The organism is Pseudoalteromonas sp. T1lg88 (genome assembly GCF_002964765.1).
Classification (GTDB): domain Bacteria; phylum Pseudomonadota; class Gammaproteobacteria; order Enterobacterales; family Alteromonadaceae; genus Pseudoalteromonas.
The window spans coordinates 131,716-148,037 of the sequence record NZ_PQCF01000008.1 but is presented as its reverse complement, the minus strand read 5'-3'; the positions used below and the strand labels follow the sequence as shown (position 1 = coordinate 148,037).

The window sequence follows — 16,322 nt, the reverse complement described above, 5'->3', positions numbered from 1 at the left end:
CTTAATCCTTACACAGCGGGAAACCAAGCGCTTCACGCGCCGCGTAGTAACTTTCAGCACAGGCTTTAGACAGGGCGCGCACACGCAGGATGTAACGCTGACGCTCTGTTACAGAAATAGCGTGGCGAGCATCAAGCAGGTTAAAGGCATGCGACGCCTTCATTACTTGCTCGTAAGCCGGTAGCGGTAAATTCGCTTCAATCAGCTTTTGGCTTTCTTTTTCACACTGATCGAATTGCTTAAACAAAGCATCAACGTCGGCGTACTCAAAGTTGTATTTTGATTGCTCAACTTCGTTTTGGTGGAATACGTCGCCGTAAGTAACCTTACCCATAGGGCCATCTGTCCAAACCAGGTCATAGATGCTGTCCACGCCTTGGATATACATGGCCAAACGCTCAAGACCATAAGTGATCTCACCGGTAACCGGCGCACACTCAAGGCCGCCCACCTGCTGGAAGTAAGTGAACTGGGTCACTTCCATGCCATTTAGCCACACTTCCCAACCAAGACCCCAGGCACCCAGAGTCGGTGATTCCCAGTTGTCTTCCACAAAGCGAACTTCGTGTTTCAATGTATCTATGCCCATGGCCGCAAGCGAGCCAAGGTAAAGCTCCTGAATATTATCGGGAGAAGGCTTTAACACCACCTGGAATTGATAGTAGTGCTGCAAACGGTTGGGGTTTTCACCGTAGCGGCCATCGGTAGGACGACGACATGGCTGTACGTAAGCACTCGACATCGGCTCTGGGCCAACGGCTTTTAAAAACGTAAGCGGGTGAAAAGTGCCCGCGCCCACTTCAAGATCAAGAGGCTGAGCAATAACACAGCCTTGCTGTGCCCAATAATCCTGAAGCGCTAGGATCAGGCCCTGAAAAGTTTGTAAGTCGTATTTTTGCATAATGACGTTAAATTCTGCTGCTTAGAGTGCGGTTTTATTGCTCACAGTATACCCCTTGCACCGCCTTGTTTTAAGCAGTTTCTGCTTTTTGCCCTGTGCACGATAACGATCAACTCCCTGAATTTACTTTTTTTAGTATTCCAGATTCACGCATTTTCTATTCATTATCTACGACTCTTTTCGTATTTCTATTTGAAACAGTTGATTTTTTTGCAATTTGACCTAGATTGTAAACCCAGTGTTAACTAACACTATCTCAATAATAACGATTATAAAGGTTAAACTAATGAAGAAAACTCTCATCGCAACAGCTGTATTAGCTGCATCAACAGGCTTCGCCTATGCCCAGCCGGCTCCCGATCACGCAGGTATGGCTGCCGAACTTGAAATTGCAAATACCTGTATTGTTCGCTTCAATGACAGCGTTTCTAAATTCGATGTCGAAGGTAAAGCCCGCGGCATGTTAACGAAATCTCAGTCTCAAGCTAAGCACATTTATAGCAATGCCATTAAAGGTATGGCTATAAACATGAGCTGTGATAAAGCGAAAAGCGTGTTTGCGGACGAAGCCGACATCATGCGCTTTACTCCTGATGGTATCGCCCATGCTTCTCCATCTATTGATCAAGGCAAGCCTGGTGGCGGCGGCGGCAGCCAAGGTCAACAAACACCTTGGAGTGTCACCCGTGTAGGTGGTCCGGTAGACGGCTCGGGCTATACGGCTTGGGTTATTGATACTGGTATCGATCTAGACCACGGCGACTTAAACGTTGATGCTAGCCGCGGTTTTAGCGCCTTCACCAGCGGCCGTAATGCCGGTATGGATGATGGCAATGGCCATGGTACCCATGTTGCCGGTACTATCGCAGCCCTAAATAACCAACAGGATGTTGTTGGCGTTGCAGCCGGTGCAACCGTGATTCCGGTAAAAGTATTGGACTCTCGCGGCTCTGGTAGCTGGTCTGGCGTATTGGCCGGTGTAGATCACGTAGCAGCGAATGCGTCTGCAGGTGACTGTGCGAATATGAGTTTGGGCGGTGGCTTTAACCCTGACCTGAACGATGCCGTTGAAAATGCAGCTCAACAATCGGGTGCATTCTTCGTGGTTGCCGCAGGTAACGAAAGTCAGCATGCAGGTAATGTGTCTCCTGCCAGCGCCTCACACCCTCGCGTATTTACCATCTCTGCGACAGACAGCAACGATAACTTCGCCAGCTTCAGTAACTATGGTAACCCACCGGTAGACTATGCAGCGCCTGGCGTAAGCATTCTATCTACTCGTTCTGGTGGTGGTACAACAACCATGTCAGGTACCTCTATGGCATCTCCTGCTGCCTGTGCTGTGATCATGATGCGCAATGGTAACCCGGGTACAGATGGCCAGGCCATCAACGACCCTGACGGCAATGCGGATTCTATCCTGCATCTTTAAACCTATTGTGAACTAAGTAAAAAGCCCCCGCTAATGCGAGGGCTTTTTTATGCTTGGTGATTTATATCAACCTGGACTACACGTCCAGGTTAACTACACGTAGTGCATTTTGCTCGATAAACTCACGACGCGGCTCAACCTGATCACCCATAAGGGTGGCAAATAGTTGGTCGGCTGCGATAGCATCTTCAATGGTAACGCGTAGCATACGACGTGCTGCAGGGTCCATGGTAGTTTCCCACAGCTGGTCTGGGTTCATCTCACCCAATCCTTTATAACGCTGTGTATACAAGCCCTTCTTAGAGTCGCTGATCAGCCATTCTAGTGCCTCAACAAAACTGTCGACCGGCTGAGTTTTCTCACCACGTTGTACGTAAGCACCGGCACCTATAAGGTTACCCACCTTCTCGCCAGTTACACAGATACGCTGATAGTCTTTTGAAGTCAGGAAATCATGATTAAGCACATATTGCTTATCAACACCGTGCTGACGAATATTCACCATAGGGTAATGCAGCTTACGTTCCTCATCGAAATGAGTATGAGCACTGTAAATAGCCGCGTCTTCGTCACGGACGATCAAGTCTTCAACTAATGCCTCAGTCCACTGCTGCACCTTGGCTTCTTCGCCTAAGTCATCTTCGCCGATACAGTCGCGATAGATAAGGCTGTGCATCATGGCTGATGGGTATTTACGGGCCAAACGCTCAATTACCTTTTCCGTCGCTTGGTAATCACGCACCAGATTTTCAAGTGCATTACCTTCGATAACCGACGCACCTTCGCTGCTGTATAAGGCAGAGCCATTTAGCGCCAGCGAGGTTAGGTATTCAACTAAAGCGTTATCGTCTTTGATATAACGCTCTTGTTTGCCCTTCTTGATCTTGTACAGCGGCGGCTGAGCGATATAAACATAGCCACGCTCGATGATTTCCGGCATTTGACGGTAGAAGAAGGTCAATAGCAAGGTACGAATATGCGAGCCATCGACGTCGGCATCGGTCATGATAATGATGCGATGATAACGAAGCTTCTCAGGGTCATACTCATCACGACCGATACCACAGCCCAGGGCGGTGATCAGGGTCGCTACTTCTTGCGAAGATAACATCTTGTCGAAACGCGCTTTTTCTACGTTAAGAATTTTACCTTTAAGCGGCAGGATGGCCTGATTCTTACGGTTACGGCCCTGCTTGGCAGAACCACCCGCAGAGTCACCCTCCACTATATATAGTTCAGATTCTGCCGGGTCTTTTTCCTGACAGTCTGCCAGCTTACCTGGTAAGCCAGCCAGGTCCATGGCGCCTTTACGACGGGTCATTTCACGGGCTTTACGCGCTGCTTCGCGGGCACGGGCAGCATCGATAATCTTGCCAACAACTGTTTTAGCATCAACAGGATTCTCTAGTAAGAATTCACTGAGCTTTTCACCCATGGCTTGTTCAACGGCAGCTTTTACTTCACTCGATACCAGCTTGTCTTTAGTTTGCGATGAGAACTTAGGATCAGGAACCTTAACGCTAACAACCGCGGTCAAACCTTCACGGGCATCATCACCAGTCGCATTACTGGTGGTTTTGGCTTTCTTATTAAAGCCTTCTTTTTCCATATAGGTGTTAAGTGTACGCGTCAGTGCAGCACGGAAACCTGCTAAGTGAGTACCACCGTCACGCTGTGGAATATTATTGGTAAAACAGAAAATGTTTTCCTGGAAGCCATCGTTCCACTGCATAGATACTTCAACGCTGATACCGTCTTCACGCTCATGGGTGAAGTGGAATACGTTTTGATGCACAGGTGTTTTCTTACGGTTTAGGTAAGCAACAAAGGCCTCGATACCACCTTCATATTTAAAGTGGTCGCGTTTATCTTCTTCGCGCTCATCGCACAAAATAATCGACACGCCCGAGTTCAGGAAAGACAGCTCGCGTAGACGCTTGGCCAGGATGTCATAGTGGAAGTTGGTATCACTAAAGGTTTGCGCACTCGGCCAGAAACGAATTTCTGTACCCGTTGAGTCCGACTCACCAATAACACCTAACGGTGCATCCGGCTCGCCCATAGAGTAAGTCTGTTTATGCAATTTGCCATCACGACGAATTTCCAGTGCCAGCTTTTCAGATAGTGCGTTTACAACCGAAACACCTACACCGTGCAGACCACCGGATACTTTATATGAGTTGTCGTCGAACTTACCACCGGCGTGAAGCACGGTCATAATAACTTCTGCGGCCGACACCCCTTCTTCCGGGTGCAGCTCGGTTGGAATACCACGGCCGTTATCGCGTACCGACACGGAACCATCGGTGTGAATTGTTACGTAAATATCGTCACAATATCCCGCCAACGCCTCATCGATCGAGTTGTCGACTACCTCGAATACCATATGGTGTAAACCGGTGCCATCATCGGTATCACCAATGTACATTCCTGGTCGTTTCCGTACGGCGTCTAGTCCTTTAAGTACTTTAATACTTGATGAATCGTAATTTTCAGACATGGTGTTTCCATTTATCTTGTTATTAGTTCGCCATGTTTCACGTGGAACAAAGCTTGTGGCCTTGCTAACGCCTCTAACACGGCGGAGACACTTTGGGATTCAATCGTTGTTATAAATATCTGTGCATCACAGCGTGAAAGCAGTTGCCCTACCTTCATCTTGGTATCTTCGCTTAATTCCGAGGGTAAATCGTCAATAAGCAGAATCGATTGTTTTCCGGTCTCTTTTTCTATTAAGCTATTTTGCGCTACTTTGAGCGCATATAAAAGCAATTTTAACTGCCCTCGCGAGAAGGCTGTTTCTACCGGGCCGAGCGATGTTTTTATCGTTAGATCGGCCTTATGTGGCCCTTTGCTGGTATAGCCACGCATCAGGTCACCATCCCTATTCTGCGCCAATACATCGGCAAGGGACTCAGTGCGTTTCCAACCCCAATTGAAGTCAATTTCAAGGTCGTTTAGCAATTCTAATTCTGTACACAGTCTATCAAAAAAAAGCGCCTTAAACCTCTCTATATACATCTCTCTTAACTGAGTAATTTTCTCGGCTAAGCGCACGAATTCCTTGTCCCAAACGGGCAGCATGGTGCGTAGTTCGGGGGGCTTGTTTTTTAACAGGGCATTACGTTGTTTCAGTATCTTATTGAAGTTTTGCCAGTAGACAAAAAACTCTTGTTCCACGTGGAACACACCTAAATCAATAAAGGCACGTCGCTCTTTGGGGCCGCCAAAAAAGAAGGAGTAGCTTTCTGGGGTAATAACCTGAACCGGCAAAACCTGCGCAAGATCAGAAATTCGACGACTCGCCTTCCCTTGAATTTTTATCTGGGTTTCCCCCTGAACATCTTTTTGTATGCCAAGAGGAATGGTCAGATTGTTGCTCCGCTTTTTGGCGTGCAAGGTAAAACGCGATTGGCCATCACGAATCAGGGTGCGGTGCTTAGTGGTACGGAAAGAACGTCCGTGAGAAAGAAAATAAATGGCTTCTAAAAAGCTGGTCTTGCCGCTGCCATTTTCACCATAGATGATATTGATAGCTTCAGGAGCTAGGGTAGCAGCCTCAATATTACGGAAATTATTGAGGCTAATAGACGTCAGGCTCATGGCCGTTACAAGCGCATCGGCATAACGACATACAGAGCTTCGCCATCTCCCGCCGCTTCCATCAGGGCACTGCTGTTTGAATCGGCAAGGGTGATAGAAACGTCTTCGGTTTTGATGGTGTTAAGCACATCAAGAAGGTAAGAAACGTTAAAGCCAATCTCTAAATCCTCCCCTTGATACATAACTTCAATCACCTCTTCCGCCTGTTCTTGCTCTGGGTTATTGGCGCTGACTTTGAGCATGCCCGAGCTTAAATTAAGGCGCACACCGCGGAACTTCTCATTCGATAAAATAGACACGCGATGCAAAGCATTACGCAGCCATTCGCGGTTAGCAATAATAATTTTATCACCACCACGAGGCAAAACACGGCGATAGTCAGGGAAACGGCCATCAACCAATTTACTGGTAAAGGTAAATTCTGCGTCAGTAATGCGGATATGGTTGGCACCGAACTGAATGGTAACAGGCTGGTCGTCCGCCGGCATCAGGCGCATAATTTCCTGCACCCCTTTGCGTGGCACAATTAACTGGCGCTGGCTGTTTAACGACTGAGGTAATTTCTTTTGCGCTATGGCCAAACGGTGACCATCTGTAGCTACGGTTTTAATTTCGTCATTTTCAACTTCAAACGACATGCCGTTAAGGTAATAACGCACGTCCTGATTAGCCATTGAAAAATGCGTGCTTTCCAATAACTTACGCAGTTCTAGTCGACTTAATTGAAATTCAACTTCGCCATCCCACTGCTCCAGATTCGGAAAGTCTTCCGCAGCTAAAGACAACAAGGAGAAGCGGCTTTGTCCGGATGTCAGTACCACCTGATGCTCCTGAGAGGTCAAGGTGATATCGCTGCCATCGGGCAGGCTCTTACAAATATCTAAAAGCTTTTTCGCCGGCAAGGTGATCTTGGTATCGGCACAAGGTTGCTCTAAGGCTACCGAGGCGACGAGCTCTATTTCCAGATCGGTTCCCGTCATAGACAGCTGACCATCGCGCACCTCAAGTAATACATTGGAGAGCACGGGCAAGGTGTGCTTACGCTCGATGGCACCTGATACCTGCATTAAAGGCTTTAAAAACTGATCTCTAGCGATAGTAATTTGCATAAGGGTAACCTTAAGATGACAAAGTTCTTATTAGATTTTGATAGTCTTCTTTCACTTCATGGCTTTCGTCACGAAGCGCTTTTACCTTACGGCAGGCGTGCAATACCGTGGTATGGTCACGACCGCCAAAAGCATCGCCGATTTCCGGCAAGCTATGGTTTGTTAATTCTTTTGATAGCGCCATGGCCACCTGGCGTGGACGCGCAACCGAGCGACTACGGCGCTTGGACAATAAATCAGAAACGCGAATGCGGTAATACTCAGCCACAGTGCGTTGAATATTATCTATGGTCACCAGCTTATCTTGCAGTGCCAATAAATCGCGCAGCGCTTCTTTTACAAAGTCGATGGAAATAGGTCGACCGGTAAAGTTAGCATTGGCGATCACTCGGTTTAATGCCCCTTCAAGTTCACGCACATTGGAGCGCAATTTCTTGGCAATAAAGAAAGCCACTTCGTGAGGTAAGTTAATCTTACTCTGCTGCGCCTTCTTCATCAAAATGGCTACTCGGGTTTCAAGCTCCGGTGGCTCGATGGCAATGGTTAAGCCCCAACCGAAGCGCGACTTAAGCCTGTCCTCTACCCCTTCTATTTCTTTGGGGTAACGGTCTGAGGTTAAAATAATCTGTTGGTTGCCCTCAAGCAGCGCATTAAAGGTATGGAAGAACTCTTCTTGAGAGCGCTCTTTATTGGCAAAGAATTGAATATCATCGATCAACAAGGCATCGACACTGCGATAATAGCGTTTAAACTCTTCTATCGCATTGTTTTGTAAGGCTTTTACCATATCTTGAACAAAGCGTTCGGAATGCATATAAACAATTTTGGCATTCTCTTTTTTCGCTAAAATGCCATTGCCCACCGCATGTAACAGGTGCGTTTTACCTAAACCGGTGCCACCGTATATAAATACAGGGTTAAATGCTGAGCCAGGATTATCGGCCACTTGCGTTGCCGCAGCCTTAGCCAACTGGTTTGACTTACCTTCAACAAAGTTATCAAAGGTATAGTTTTCTTTAATATTCGATTTGTATTGAGACTTAGGCGCTGGCTCAACAGCCGCTGGTTGGCTAGGCTGTCTGGCCTTATTTACCTTGGCACTGTCACTGTTGCCATTAACACCCTGATTAGGTGTTTGTGCCGTGGTATTTACAGCGGTATTAAGCATGGGCTTGCTGCCCACGTCAAAACGTAATTCTGGCGCTTCATCGCCACAAATTTCAACTAACAGCTCATTTATGCGATTTAGGTATTTTTCTCTTACCCAATCAAGCACAAAGCGATTTGGCGCATAAATAGTCAGAGTATCATCTGTACTTTCTGCCTGCAGCGGTCTTACCCACATACTAAATTGCTGTGATGGCAATTCATCTTGCAACACATATAAACAACTTTGCCAAACAGACAGATACACAGTTCACTCCCGAAATAGAATAGAGGTTTCGATACTCGTTCATCACGAGTTTAGCGCTTATTATTCTTCCCTGAATCACGACTTTTTTGTGCCCGGGTCGCACATTATGACGCCTATTTATCCACAACTTCAATATTGATTTTTACTGAAAATGTGCTTCAGCAAAAAACATAGTGCAACACTATGTTTTTAATGAATATTTATTTTAAAAAAAGAATTTAATTTAACGCTTTACAAAACTTTGATCTTGATCAACCGGGATGATCAAACAGGGTTATTCAGGGGATTTATGCACTTTTTAAACAGAGCCTGTGGAAAACTTTCATTTTTTAATGATCCTATGCGGATCGCTTGTACGATCCCCAGCTATAACTGCTTATATATAGGCTCTTCGTTGTACGATTATCGTTGACTTTAGCATCAAGCCTCTATAAAATCTCGCGCTCGCTAAGGCACCACGGAATGTCCGTTGGAAACAGTCGGTGAACATCACCGAATGAGAAAAACTTGGCATCGAAGTTGTGTTAGCGTCTGAGTGAGGATCGCGACCCACACAGAGAATTTAAACCTTAACCGATCGGATGGAATTGTTATGAAAAGAACTTTTCAACCTAGCGTATTAAAGCGTAAGCGTACTCACGGTTTCCGTGCTCGTATGGCTACTGCTAACGGCCGTAAAGTACTAGCACGTCGTCGTGCTAAAGGCCGTAAAGTTCTTTCTGCTTAATATTTAGTGGAAGACTTTCGCTTTGGCAGGGAGTTACGTCTGTTAACTCCCTCGCATTACTCCCGCATTTTTAATGAGCCTGCTCGGGCTGCTACTTCTCTCTTTACCTTATTAGCTAAACCAAACTCTTTGGACCATGCACGTCTAGGATTAACCGTAGCTAAAAAAAATGTAAAACAAGCCAATCAGCGTAACCGAATCAAGCGTATCGCTCGCGAAAGTTTTCGTTTGCATCAGCATAAGTTGGATAACATTGATATCGTGCTTATGGTTAAGCGTGGCATTGATGAGCTATCAAACGAAGAAATACGCAAAGATCTCGATAAACTCTGGCGCAAAATAAATGAACGCTGCAAGCCCGGATACAAGCCACCACCACGCAGACCTCATAAAAAGCATCACAATACCAAGCAAAAGCGCGGCCAATCATAGAATTTACCGACTTTTTCAGGTATCTTTAGCTCACCTTTTAATCGACTAACTGAGTATTCGCTTTACCTTACTCAGTGCTGCGGGCCTTTATGTTAGCTTTTATATTAGCAATACCTAAAAATACCCTCATTACTGTAATTAAGGTCTATCAAAAGTGGATCAGCCCAATGCTTGGGCCGAACTGTCGCTTTAATCCCAGCTGTTCTTCATACGCCTTGCAGGCAATAAAACTGCATGGGGCGATAAAAGGCAGTTGGTTGGCAGTAAAACGAATAGTAAAATGCCATCCTTTACACGCCGGAGGGGATGATCCCGTTCCTGGCAAACGTAACCACCATTAATCTTAACAACGAGAAATAAGAGCTGTTATGGAATCGCAACGCACGTTTTTATTTATCGGCCTGTTGTTGGTGTCATTTTTATTATTCCAAGAATGGAATAGTGATTATAACCAACCGGCCAACAATCCAAGTGCTCAAACCCAAAGCAATGCCCAAACCAACGCCGGGCAAAGTGACGTTCCCAACTCGGATATTGCCGAGCCGCTAGTCTCAACATCGGCAAGCCAACAAGTTATTACCGTAACCACAGATGTGTTTGCGGTGAAAATTGACACCCTTGGCGGCGACATCATCGAAGCCAAACTGCTTCAGCATGCGGAAACTCATGGCAGCGACGAACCTTACCTGTTGTTAGGCCAGTTTGAAGGCAATGAATATTTCGCCCAAAGCGGTTTAATTGGCTTAAATGGTCCCGACGCTCGCAAAAAAGGTCGCCCGGTTTATCAAAGCGCACAACAAAGCTATACCCTTGAAGGCGATACCCTAGCGGTACCCCTTACCTTTGTTGATGCCCAAGGCGTAAGCTACACCAAGACCTACACCTTCCATAAAAACCGTTACGACGTAACCTTGGATTATGACATCCAAAACAACACGGCGAACGCGGTTCAGGTACAGCTTTACACTCAGGTTAAGCGTACCGTCCAGGACAAGGGCAGCTTGATTGATCAAAGCTACCTAGGTGGTGCTTACGGTACCGACGAAGTTAACTACGAAAAGTACTCGTTCGACGATATTCAAGACAAAGAATTGAAAGAGTCGACTCAGGGTGGTTACGTGGCCTTCCTACAGCACTATTTCGTAAGTGCCTGGGTACCAGCTCAAGATCAAACGAACACAGTATATATGCGCCTGCCGACTGCCAAGGTAGCGCAAATTGGTATTAAATCTGAGCCAGTGAATATTGCTCCGGCCAGCTCTGCTACTTTCGCATCTACCTATTATATGGGCCCGAAAGATACGGATGCTTTGGAAGCACTGCACTCGAACCTGGATTTGGCCGTGGACTATGGTTGGTTATGGTTTATCTCACAACCACTGTTATCACTGCTGAAGTTTTTATACAGCTTCCTAGGCAACTGGGGTCTGGCTATTATTGCTATCACAGTGCTGATGAAAACCGCACTGTATCCGCTAACTAAAGCACAATATACTTCTATGGCGAAGATGCGTGCCCTGCAACCTAAGATGCAGGCACTAAAAGAGCGCTATGGTGATGACCGTCAGAAATTCGGTCAGGCCATGATGGAAATGTACCGCAAGGAAAAAGTAAACCCTATGGGTGGCTGTTTCCCGCTGTTGCTACAAATGCCTATCTTCCTGGCCCTATTCTACGTATTCCTGGAATCACCTGAGCTACGTCATGCTGAATTTGGCCTGTGGTTAACAGACTTATCGTCGAAAGACCCCTTCTACGTACTACCGGTACTATTCGGTGCCAGTATGTTCCTGATGCAAAAGCTACAGCCGATGACGGTTACAGATCCTATGCAGCAGAAGATGATGACCTGGATGCCGGTATTCTTCTCGGTATTCTTCCTTTGGTTCCCATCGGGTCTGGTACTTTACTGGTTGGTTTCAAACCTTATCTCTATCGCCCAGATGCTGATCATCTACCGCGGTATGGAGAAAAAGGGCTTGAAGGTGCGAGGCTAGATTAAGCCTTAACCAAGATTAGAAAAGCGGCTTATGGCCGCTTTTTTATTGCCTGAATCTCAGCTTCTTCTTGTTTACTGCCACATTAGGTTACAATACACACATTGCCGCTTTATCGAGTTATTCTATGTATTCTCAAGACACTATCGTTGCCCAAGCCACGGCCCCCGGACGCGGTGGCGTGGGTATTATTCGCATCTCAGGTGCCCTAGCAAAGGACGTTGCCAAGCAGATCATCGGCCACTGCCCCAAGACCCGTTACGCCGAATATGTACCCTTTCACGACCTGAATAAGCAACAGCTGGATCAGGGTATCGCCCTATTCTTTCAAGGCCCTAATTCCTTTACCGGCGAAGATGTACTTGAGCTACAAGGCCATGGCGGCCCTATTATTCTCGATATGCTGCTGCGCGAAATCGCCGACATCGACGGTGTGCGTCTGGCCAAACCGGGGGAATTCTCCGAGCGTGCATTTTTAAACGATAAGCTTGATTTAACCCAGGCAGAAGCCATTGCCGATTTAATCAATGCCACCTCGGAGCAAGCGGCGAAAAGCGCCCTGCACTCGCTACAAGGTGAATTCTCCAATCACATCACTCAGCTGGTGGAACAGGTGATTCACCTGCGCATGTATGTTGAAGCGGCCATCGACTTTCCCGATGAAGAAATTGATTTCCTCAGCGACGGCAAGGTTGCCGGCGATCTGCAGCAAATACTGGATCAGGTCGAGCAGGTGCGGGCCCAGGCCAAACAAGGCAGCATTATCCGCGATGGTATGCGGGTGGTGATTGCCGGCCGTCCTAACGCCGGTAAATCAAGCCTGCTTAACGCCCTGGCCGGCCGTGAAGCCGCCATAGTTACCGATATCGCCGGGACCACCCGAGACGTGCTTAAAGAGCACATTCATATCGATGGTATGCCTCTGCATATAATCGATACCGCCGGACTGAGGGAAAGCCCTGACAAAGTGGAACAGATCGGTATAGAGCGCGCCTGGGAAGAAATAAACCAGGCCGATCGCGTGCTCTTTATGGTTGACGCCCAGGACACCCAAGCCAATACGCCAGAGCAAATCTGGCCAGAGTTTGTTGCCAAGCTTCCGGAAAATATGGGCATTACCGTGATCCGTAATAAGGTTGATTTAAGCGGTGAGGAGCTGGGATTTGACGACAGCCATAGCCATCCGGTATTGAGGATCAGCGCCAAAGAAGGCCTGGGGATTGACCTAGTACGCGAGCACCTAAAAGCCTGTGTCGGCTTTGAAGGCACGCAAGAAGGCAGCTTTATGGCCCGCCGTCGCCATTTAGATGCCTTAGAACGTGCTTTAAGTCATCTGCAAACTGGCCAGGAGCAGCTTGAAGCCCATATAGCCGGCGAAATTCTTGCCGAAGAACTGCGCTTAGCGCAGCAGTATCTTAATGAGATCACCGGTGAATTCACCTCAGATGATCTGCTCGGCAAGATCTTCAGCTCATTCTGTATCGGTAAGTAAAAAAATGGGCCTAACTGTTAGGCCCATATTCCGTTAATTATTTAATGGCGGCATACCCACTTTCAAATAGCCATCACTGCCTAACGTCCCTAGCAATGTACCATCGGGTGGAATTGTATCTATATTACAACCATCGCCATAACACGCTAAATAACAGGTTAAATCTCTGGAGGCACCTGGATTAAAATTGCGACACAAGGGGTTATCTATATTGCCACTGGCAATGGACAGATTGAACACAGTGCGGGCATCGGCACACCAGCGGTACTCCTCTACCAAATCATCTTGTTGCTTTATTAAATTCAACGCATATGGCTGATGGACTGGACATTTAGTCGTCATCCCAAGCACTAAGTCGAGATCGGTACAAGGTTCCTTATTATCAAGATGACCACATACCAAGGCCTCTGTTGCAGACCTCAAGGCATCAGATAAAACAACCCTTGTAACGCTGGTGGCTTCACTCACTTGAAGATTGGCATCGGTCACGGTTAATGACACTTCTAACTGATAACTTGCTGCTTCATCACGACGAAGGCCGAGGTTATCTATTGATACTGTGGGGTTTTTTCCGGTCGCGTTTGAGGCCCCCAAATTAAATGCAGGCTTACCCGGTATCGCCTGGACGTGTGGCTGTATTTGCCAGGCAAAGCTGTATGGTGCAGCCCCTCCCGTCACATCAGCTTGCAAGGTAAGCGATGTACCCAAGGCGATATTTACCGGTGAGGACATGGTGGCAACCAAAGGTTCTGGCGGTGGTGGCGCGCTCACCCTTACCTGCTGTGTGGTCTTCACAACATTACCGACCCTATCATAGCTGGCCAGCTCAAATAACAGTACCAGATCGGCATCACCCGGAAATAAAGTGGGGGCTACAAAGCGCCAATTACTAATTCGGTCAGCCTCTTGGTCACCGATTGGCGTTAAAGTCACCGATTGTGAACCGCCTATTTGAGTAATGGAATAACGATAATGCTCATGAGTTGGAAACTGTACGCCTCCGGTAGGCGTGGGTGAGCTTAAACTCACTTCCTGGCCGCTATCCACTGTTAGCGGCGCTAAGTCACCAATAACCAAAGAAGCGGCAACATCATTTACCTGTACCAGTACGTCTCTGTCTGTGGTCTGAACGCCATCACTTACTTGCACATTGAAGCGCAACAGCGTTGTTTGTTGTACCGCGGGAGCTGTCACCACTATTCTCGCCGTATCGGCTCCGCTAAAGCTCACATCGGGGCCATTCTCTTCTTTAAGATAAGACCACAGGTAGCGATAATTTTCGCGACCCTTACCGCCTTGGGCAACAACCCCTAATGCTTTTAAAGACCCTTCTTGCAAAATAACCCCGGCAGTTCCGGCAATGATAACAAGGGGATCATCTTGTTTTGGGGCCTCTTGTGGTGGCAGAACCTGAGGCGGGCTCTCAACAGGAGGATCAATTGCCTGCGGACGAATGATGAGTACCGGCAGGATATAACGCACGACTGCACCCTGCAGATCTTTGCCAGTTACCGATAACATAGCGTGTGCCGAATGTTGTTTAACTAAAGGCGCGGTTACCAGGATCTGGGTTCCCGTACCACTGCTGTCTGGCTGCTGAGCTATTTGCAATTTTGGACCCGCTATTTGCTCCACGGTCAAATCACTCAATAGCGAATTCAATACAGGTGCAGACTCACCCACCACCACAAGGCGGGGTTCAAGAGACGTGATCGGAGTGGGCGTCACTCCAGTTGCAACCTCAGGTGTTAACATTGCGTGCACGACCGCTTCGGCGGTCCGTTCAATTCCCTCTGCATCGGTAACTTTAGCTTCAAAAGTAAGTACCTGAGCCGTGTCTACAACAGGCAATTGCACTGTTAATACTTCTTGTGTACTGGCCTCCAAGTCTGCTGTTGGGCCGCTGATTTGCGACCATTGCCATTGGTAAGGAGGGCGACCGCCATTGGCTGTCATACTCAGTTCAACGCGAGTTCCTGCTGTCGCTGCGACGGCAGGAGATGCAAGTAAAATTAACGCTTGTGGCGGCACTTTGGGTGGTACCAAAATGGGGCTAGGCACAGGCTCTACCTGACGTGGATGCGGCACTTGCAATGGTTGTGCGATTAATAAAGGTTTCAGTAAAGGAGCAGCCATTGGCACAGGGGTTGGTACCAGAACCGGTGTCTGCGATGGTTCAAGGATCGGAGTTACTGTAGGAACGGCATATTGCACTTCAACCGCGGTTCTGGCACTAGCATTTCTGCCGGTAACGGGATCTGTAACTTTCACCTCAAAATGTAAAATTCCACCTTGAGGCATGGAAGGCGCGATAAAGTCTGGATTTGCCGTATCAGCCCCATTGAGGGTGACAATAGGTGAATCCGGTGCGATCTGGCGCCATTGGTAGTCTAAACCCGAATCACTGCCTCGCGCATGCAAAGTTACCTTATGGCCAGACTGGGTTAATCGCGATGATGAGCCCGTTTTTACACTCACGTTATTGGCGGGAACAACGGTGATAGCTACTTTTGACGGACGACCATTACCATTGTCATCCGATGCCCTCAACTCAAATGACAACAGGGTATTGGTCATAACATCGGGGGCAGTGAAACTCAGCTCAGAAGTGTCGGCACCTGCCAGGGTGACCTTTGGACCGCCCTCTTGTTTCCAATTCCAAGTCACGTTACCCAAAGCGTTATAGGCAAAAGCATGTAATCTTGTGGTCAAACCGGAGATAACCTGGCGTCCATGATCACCAATATTAGTTGTCAGTTGAGGGACTTCCGGCGCACTCGCCTGCGCCGCGACCACTGAGGCTATAGTCGTTCCGCATATATTCGAATCACTCGCAGAGCAAGCCCGAAGGCGGTAAACATAGGCTTGAGGAGCGGTTTGCGGCGGCACATCAATATAGCCAAGTTCAGAGGTGATAATAATCGGCACACCACAATCTGTTGGTGTAGACTCGACCAGATCATCGGTGATGCCTTCGGGCACTTCACAGCGATGAAGTGCATAACTGCCGGCACCGGGCAGCGGTGGCCAGGTTAAATGAACCCCATCCTGAGATCCTTTGGATGCAGTCATAACAACCGGGGTAGAAAGCGCTTCAATATCAACTATTCGTTCATCTCTATTGTGCTTGTGGCAACCGAACAATAAAAATAAAACAAACAGACACATAAACCTTATACGTCCAGACAACAACATTTCTACTCCCTTTGAATATT

Annotated in this window: 12 protein-coding genes; 6 read left to right on the top strand and 6 right to left on the bottom strand. The window is 47.6% G+C overall.

The window, feature by feature from the left end:
• Window position 1: 1 nt before the first annotated feature.
• Complete coding sequence (gene glyQ, locus C2M34_RS05880; protein ID WP_105188756.1) at window positions 2-901, bottom strand: glycine--tRNA ligase subunit alpha; 900 nt, start codon at window positions 899-901, stop codon at window positions 2-4.
• Between the two features lie 286 nt (window positions 902-1,187).
• Between glyQ and C2M34_RS05875 the strand changes: the two genes are divergently transcribed.
• Entirely contained in the window at window positions 1,188-2,333 is a 1,146-nt protein-coding gene (locus C2M34_RS05875) for a S8 family serine peptidase (RefSeq protein ID WP_105258305.1), read from the top strand.
• A 76-nt stretch (window positions 2,334-2,409) separates the two neighbouring features.
• On the opposite strand, the gene gyrB is transcribed toward C2M34_RS05875, so the two are convergent.
• From gyrB to dnaA, 4 genes are read right to left on the bottom strand one after another with little or no spacing between them, the layout of a single operon-like run.
• Window positions 2,410-4,833, bottom strand: coding sequence for a DNA topoisomerase (ATP-hydrolyzing) subunit B (gene gyrB / locus C2M34_RS05870; protein WP_105201196.1), 2,424 nt, complete (start codon window positions 4,831-4,833; stop codon window positions 2,410-2,412).
• Window positions 4,834-4,844: 11 nt separating this feature from the next.
• Window positions 4,845-5,936 (bottom strand): DNA replication/repair protein RecF, encoded by a 1,092-nt coding sequence (gene recF / locus C2M34_RS05865; protein WP_105258304.1) that lies wholly within the window; start codon window positions 5,934-5,936, stop codon window positions 4,845-4,847.
• A 5-nt stretch (window positions 5,937-5,941) separates the two neighbouring features.
• Window positions 5,942-7,045: a DNA polymerase III subunit beta gene (gene dnaN, locus C2M34_RS05860; protein ID WP_105258303.1), complete on the bottom strand. Its 1,104-nt coding sequence runs from the start codon at window positions 7,043-7,045 to the stop codon at window positions 5,942-5,944.
• Between the two features lie 10 nt (window positions 7,046-7,055).
• Entirely contained in the window at window positions 7,056-8,390 is a 1,335-nt protein-coding gene (gene dnaA / locus C2M34_RS05855) for a chromosomal replication initiator protein DnaA (protein WP_442792513.1), read from the bottom strand.
• Between the two features lie 661 nt (window positions 8,391-9,051).
• Between dnaA and rpmH the strand changes: the two genes are divergently transcribed.
• The 5 genes from rpmH to mnmE all read left to right on the top strand — a co-directional run bounded on the left by rpmH (window position 9,052) and on the right by mnmE (window position 13,107).
• Window positions 9,052-9,186: a 50S ribosomal protein L34 gene (gene rpmH, locus C2M34_RS05850; RefSeq protein WP_008488847.1), complete on the top strand. Its 135-nt coding sequence runs from the start codon at window positions 9,052-9,054 to the stop codon at window positions 9,184-9,186.
• A gap of 6 nt (window positions 9,187-9,192) precedes the next feature.
• Window positions 9,193-9,618, top strand: coding sequence for a ribonuclease P protein component (rnpA, locus tag C2M34_RS05845; protein WP_105201192.1), 426 nt, complete (start codon window positions 9,193-9,195; stop codon window positions 9,616-9,618).
• Window positions 9,619-9,707: 89 nt separating this feature from the next.
• Entirely contained in the window at window positions 9,708-9,959 is a 252-nt protein-coding gene (gene yidD / locus C2M34_RS05840) for a membrane protein insertion efficiency factor YidD (RefSeq protein ID WP_105201191.1), read from the top strand.
• Window positions 9,960-9,986: 27 nt separating this feature from the next.
• Window positions 9,987-11,615: a membrane protein insertase YidC gene (gene yidC / locus C2M34_RS05835; protein ID WP_105258302.1), complete on the top strand. Its 1,629-nt coding sequence runs from the start codon at window positions 9,987-9,989 to the stop codon at window positions 11,613-11,615.
• Between the two features lie 127 nt (window positions 11,616-11,742).
• On the top strand, window positions 11,743-13,107 hold the full coding sequence (mnmE, locus tag C2M34_RS05830; RefSeq protein WP_105201189.1) for a tRNA uridine-5-carboxymethylaminomethyl(34) synthesis GTPase MnmE: 1,365 nt from the start codon (window positions 11,743-11,745) through the stop codon (window positions 13,105-13,107).
• 33 nt (window positions 13,108-13,140) lie between these two features.
• On the opposite strand, the gene C2M34_RS05825 is transcribed toward mnmE, so the two are convergent.
• Entirely contained in the window at window positions 13,141-16,302 is a 3,162-nt protein-coding gene (locus C2M34_RS05825; RefSeq protein WP_158681398.1) for a hypothetical protein, read from the bottom strand.
• Window positions 16,303-16,322 lie beyond the last annotated feature (20 nt).

What these genes read in the sequence shown, in the direction of transcription:
- dnaN (WP_105258303.1), bottom strand. Translation starts at nt 7,045, where the DNA reads ATGCAAATTACTATCGCTAGAGATCAGTTTTTAAAGCCTTTAATGCAG.
- rpmH (WP_008488847.1), top strand. Translation starts at nt 9,052, where the DNA reads ATGAAAAGAACTTTTCAACCTAGCGTATTAAAGCGTAAGCGTACTCAC.
- glyQ (WP_105188756.1), bottom strand. Translation starts at nt 901, where the DNA reads ATGCAAAAATACGACTTACAAACTTTTCAGGGCCTGATCCTAGCGCTT.
- C2M34_RS05875 (WP_105258305.1), top strand. Translation starts at nt 1,188, where the DNA reads ATGAAGAAAACTCTCATCGCAACAGCTGTATTAGCTGCATCAACAGGC.
- dnaA (WP_442792513.1), bottom strand. Translation starts at nt 8,390, where the DNA reads ATGTGGGTAAGACCGCTGCAGGCAGAAAGTACAGATGATACTCTGACT.
- gyrB (WP_105201196.1), bottom strand. Translation starts at nt 4,833, where the DNA reads ATGTCTGAAAATTACGATTCATCAAGTATTAAAGTACTTAAAGGACTA.
- yidD (WP_105201191.1), top strand. Translation starts at nt 9,708, where the DNA reads ATGTTAGCTTTTATATTAGCAATACCTAAAAATACCCTCATTACTGTA.
- C2M34_RS05825 (WP_158681398.1), bottom strand. Translation starts at nt 16,302, where the DNA reads ATGTTGTTGTCTGGACGTATAAGGTTTATGTGTCTGTTTGTTTTATTT.
- yidC (WP_105258302.1), top strand. Translation starts at nt 9,987, where the DNA reads ATGGAATCGCAACGCACGTTTTTATTTATCGGCCTGTTGTTGGTGTCA.
- recF (WP_105258304.1), bottom strand. Translation starts at nt 5,936, where the DNA reads ATGAGCCTGACGTCTATTAGCCTCAATAATTTCCGTAATATTGAGGCT.
- mnmE (WP_105201189.1), top strand. Translation starts at nt 11,743, where the DNA reads ATGTATTCTCAAGACACTATCGTTGCCCAAGCCACGGCCCCCGGACGC.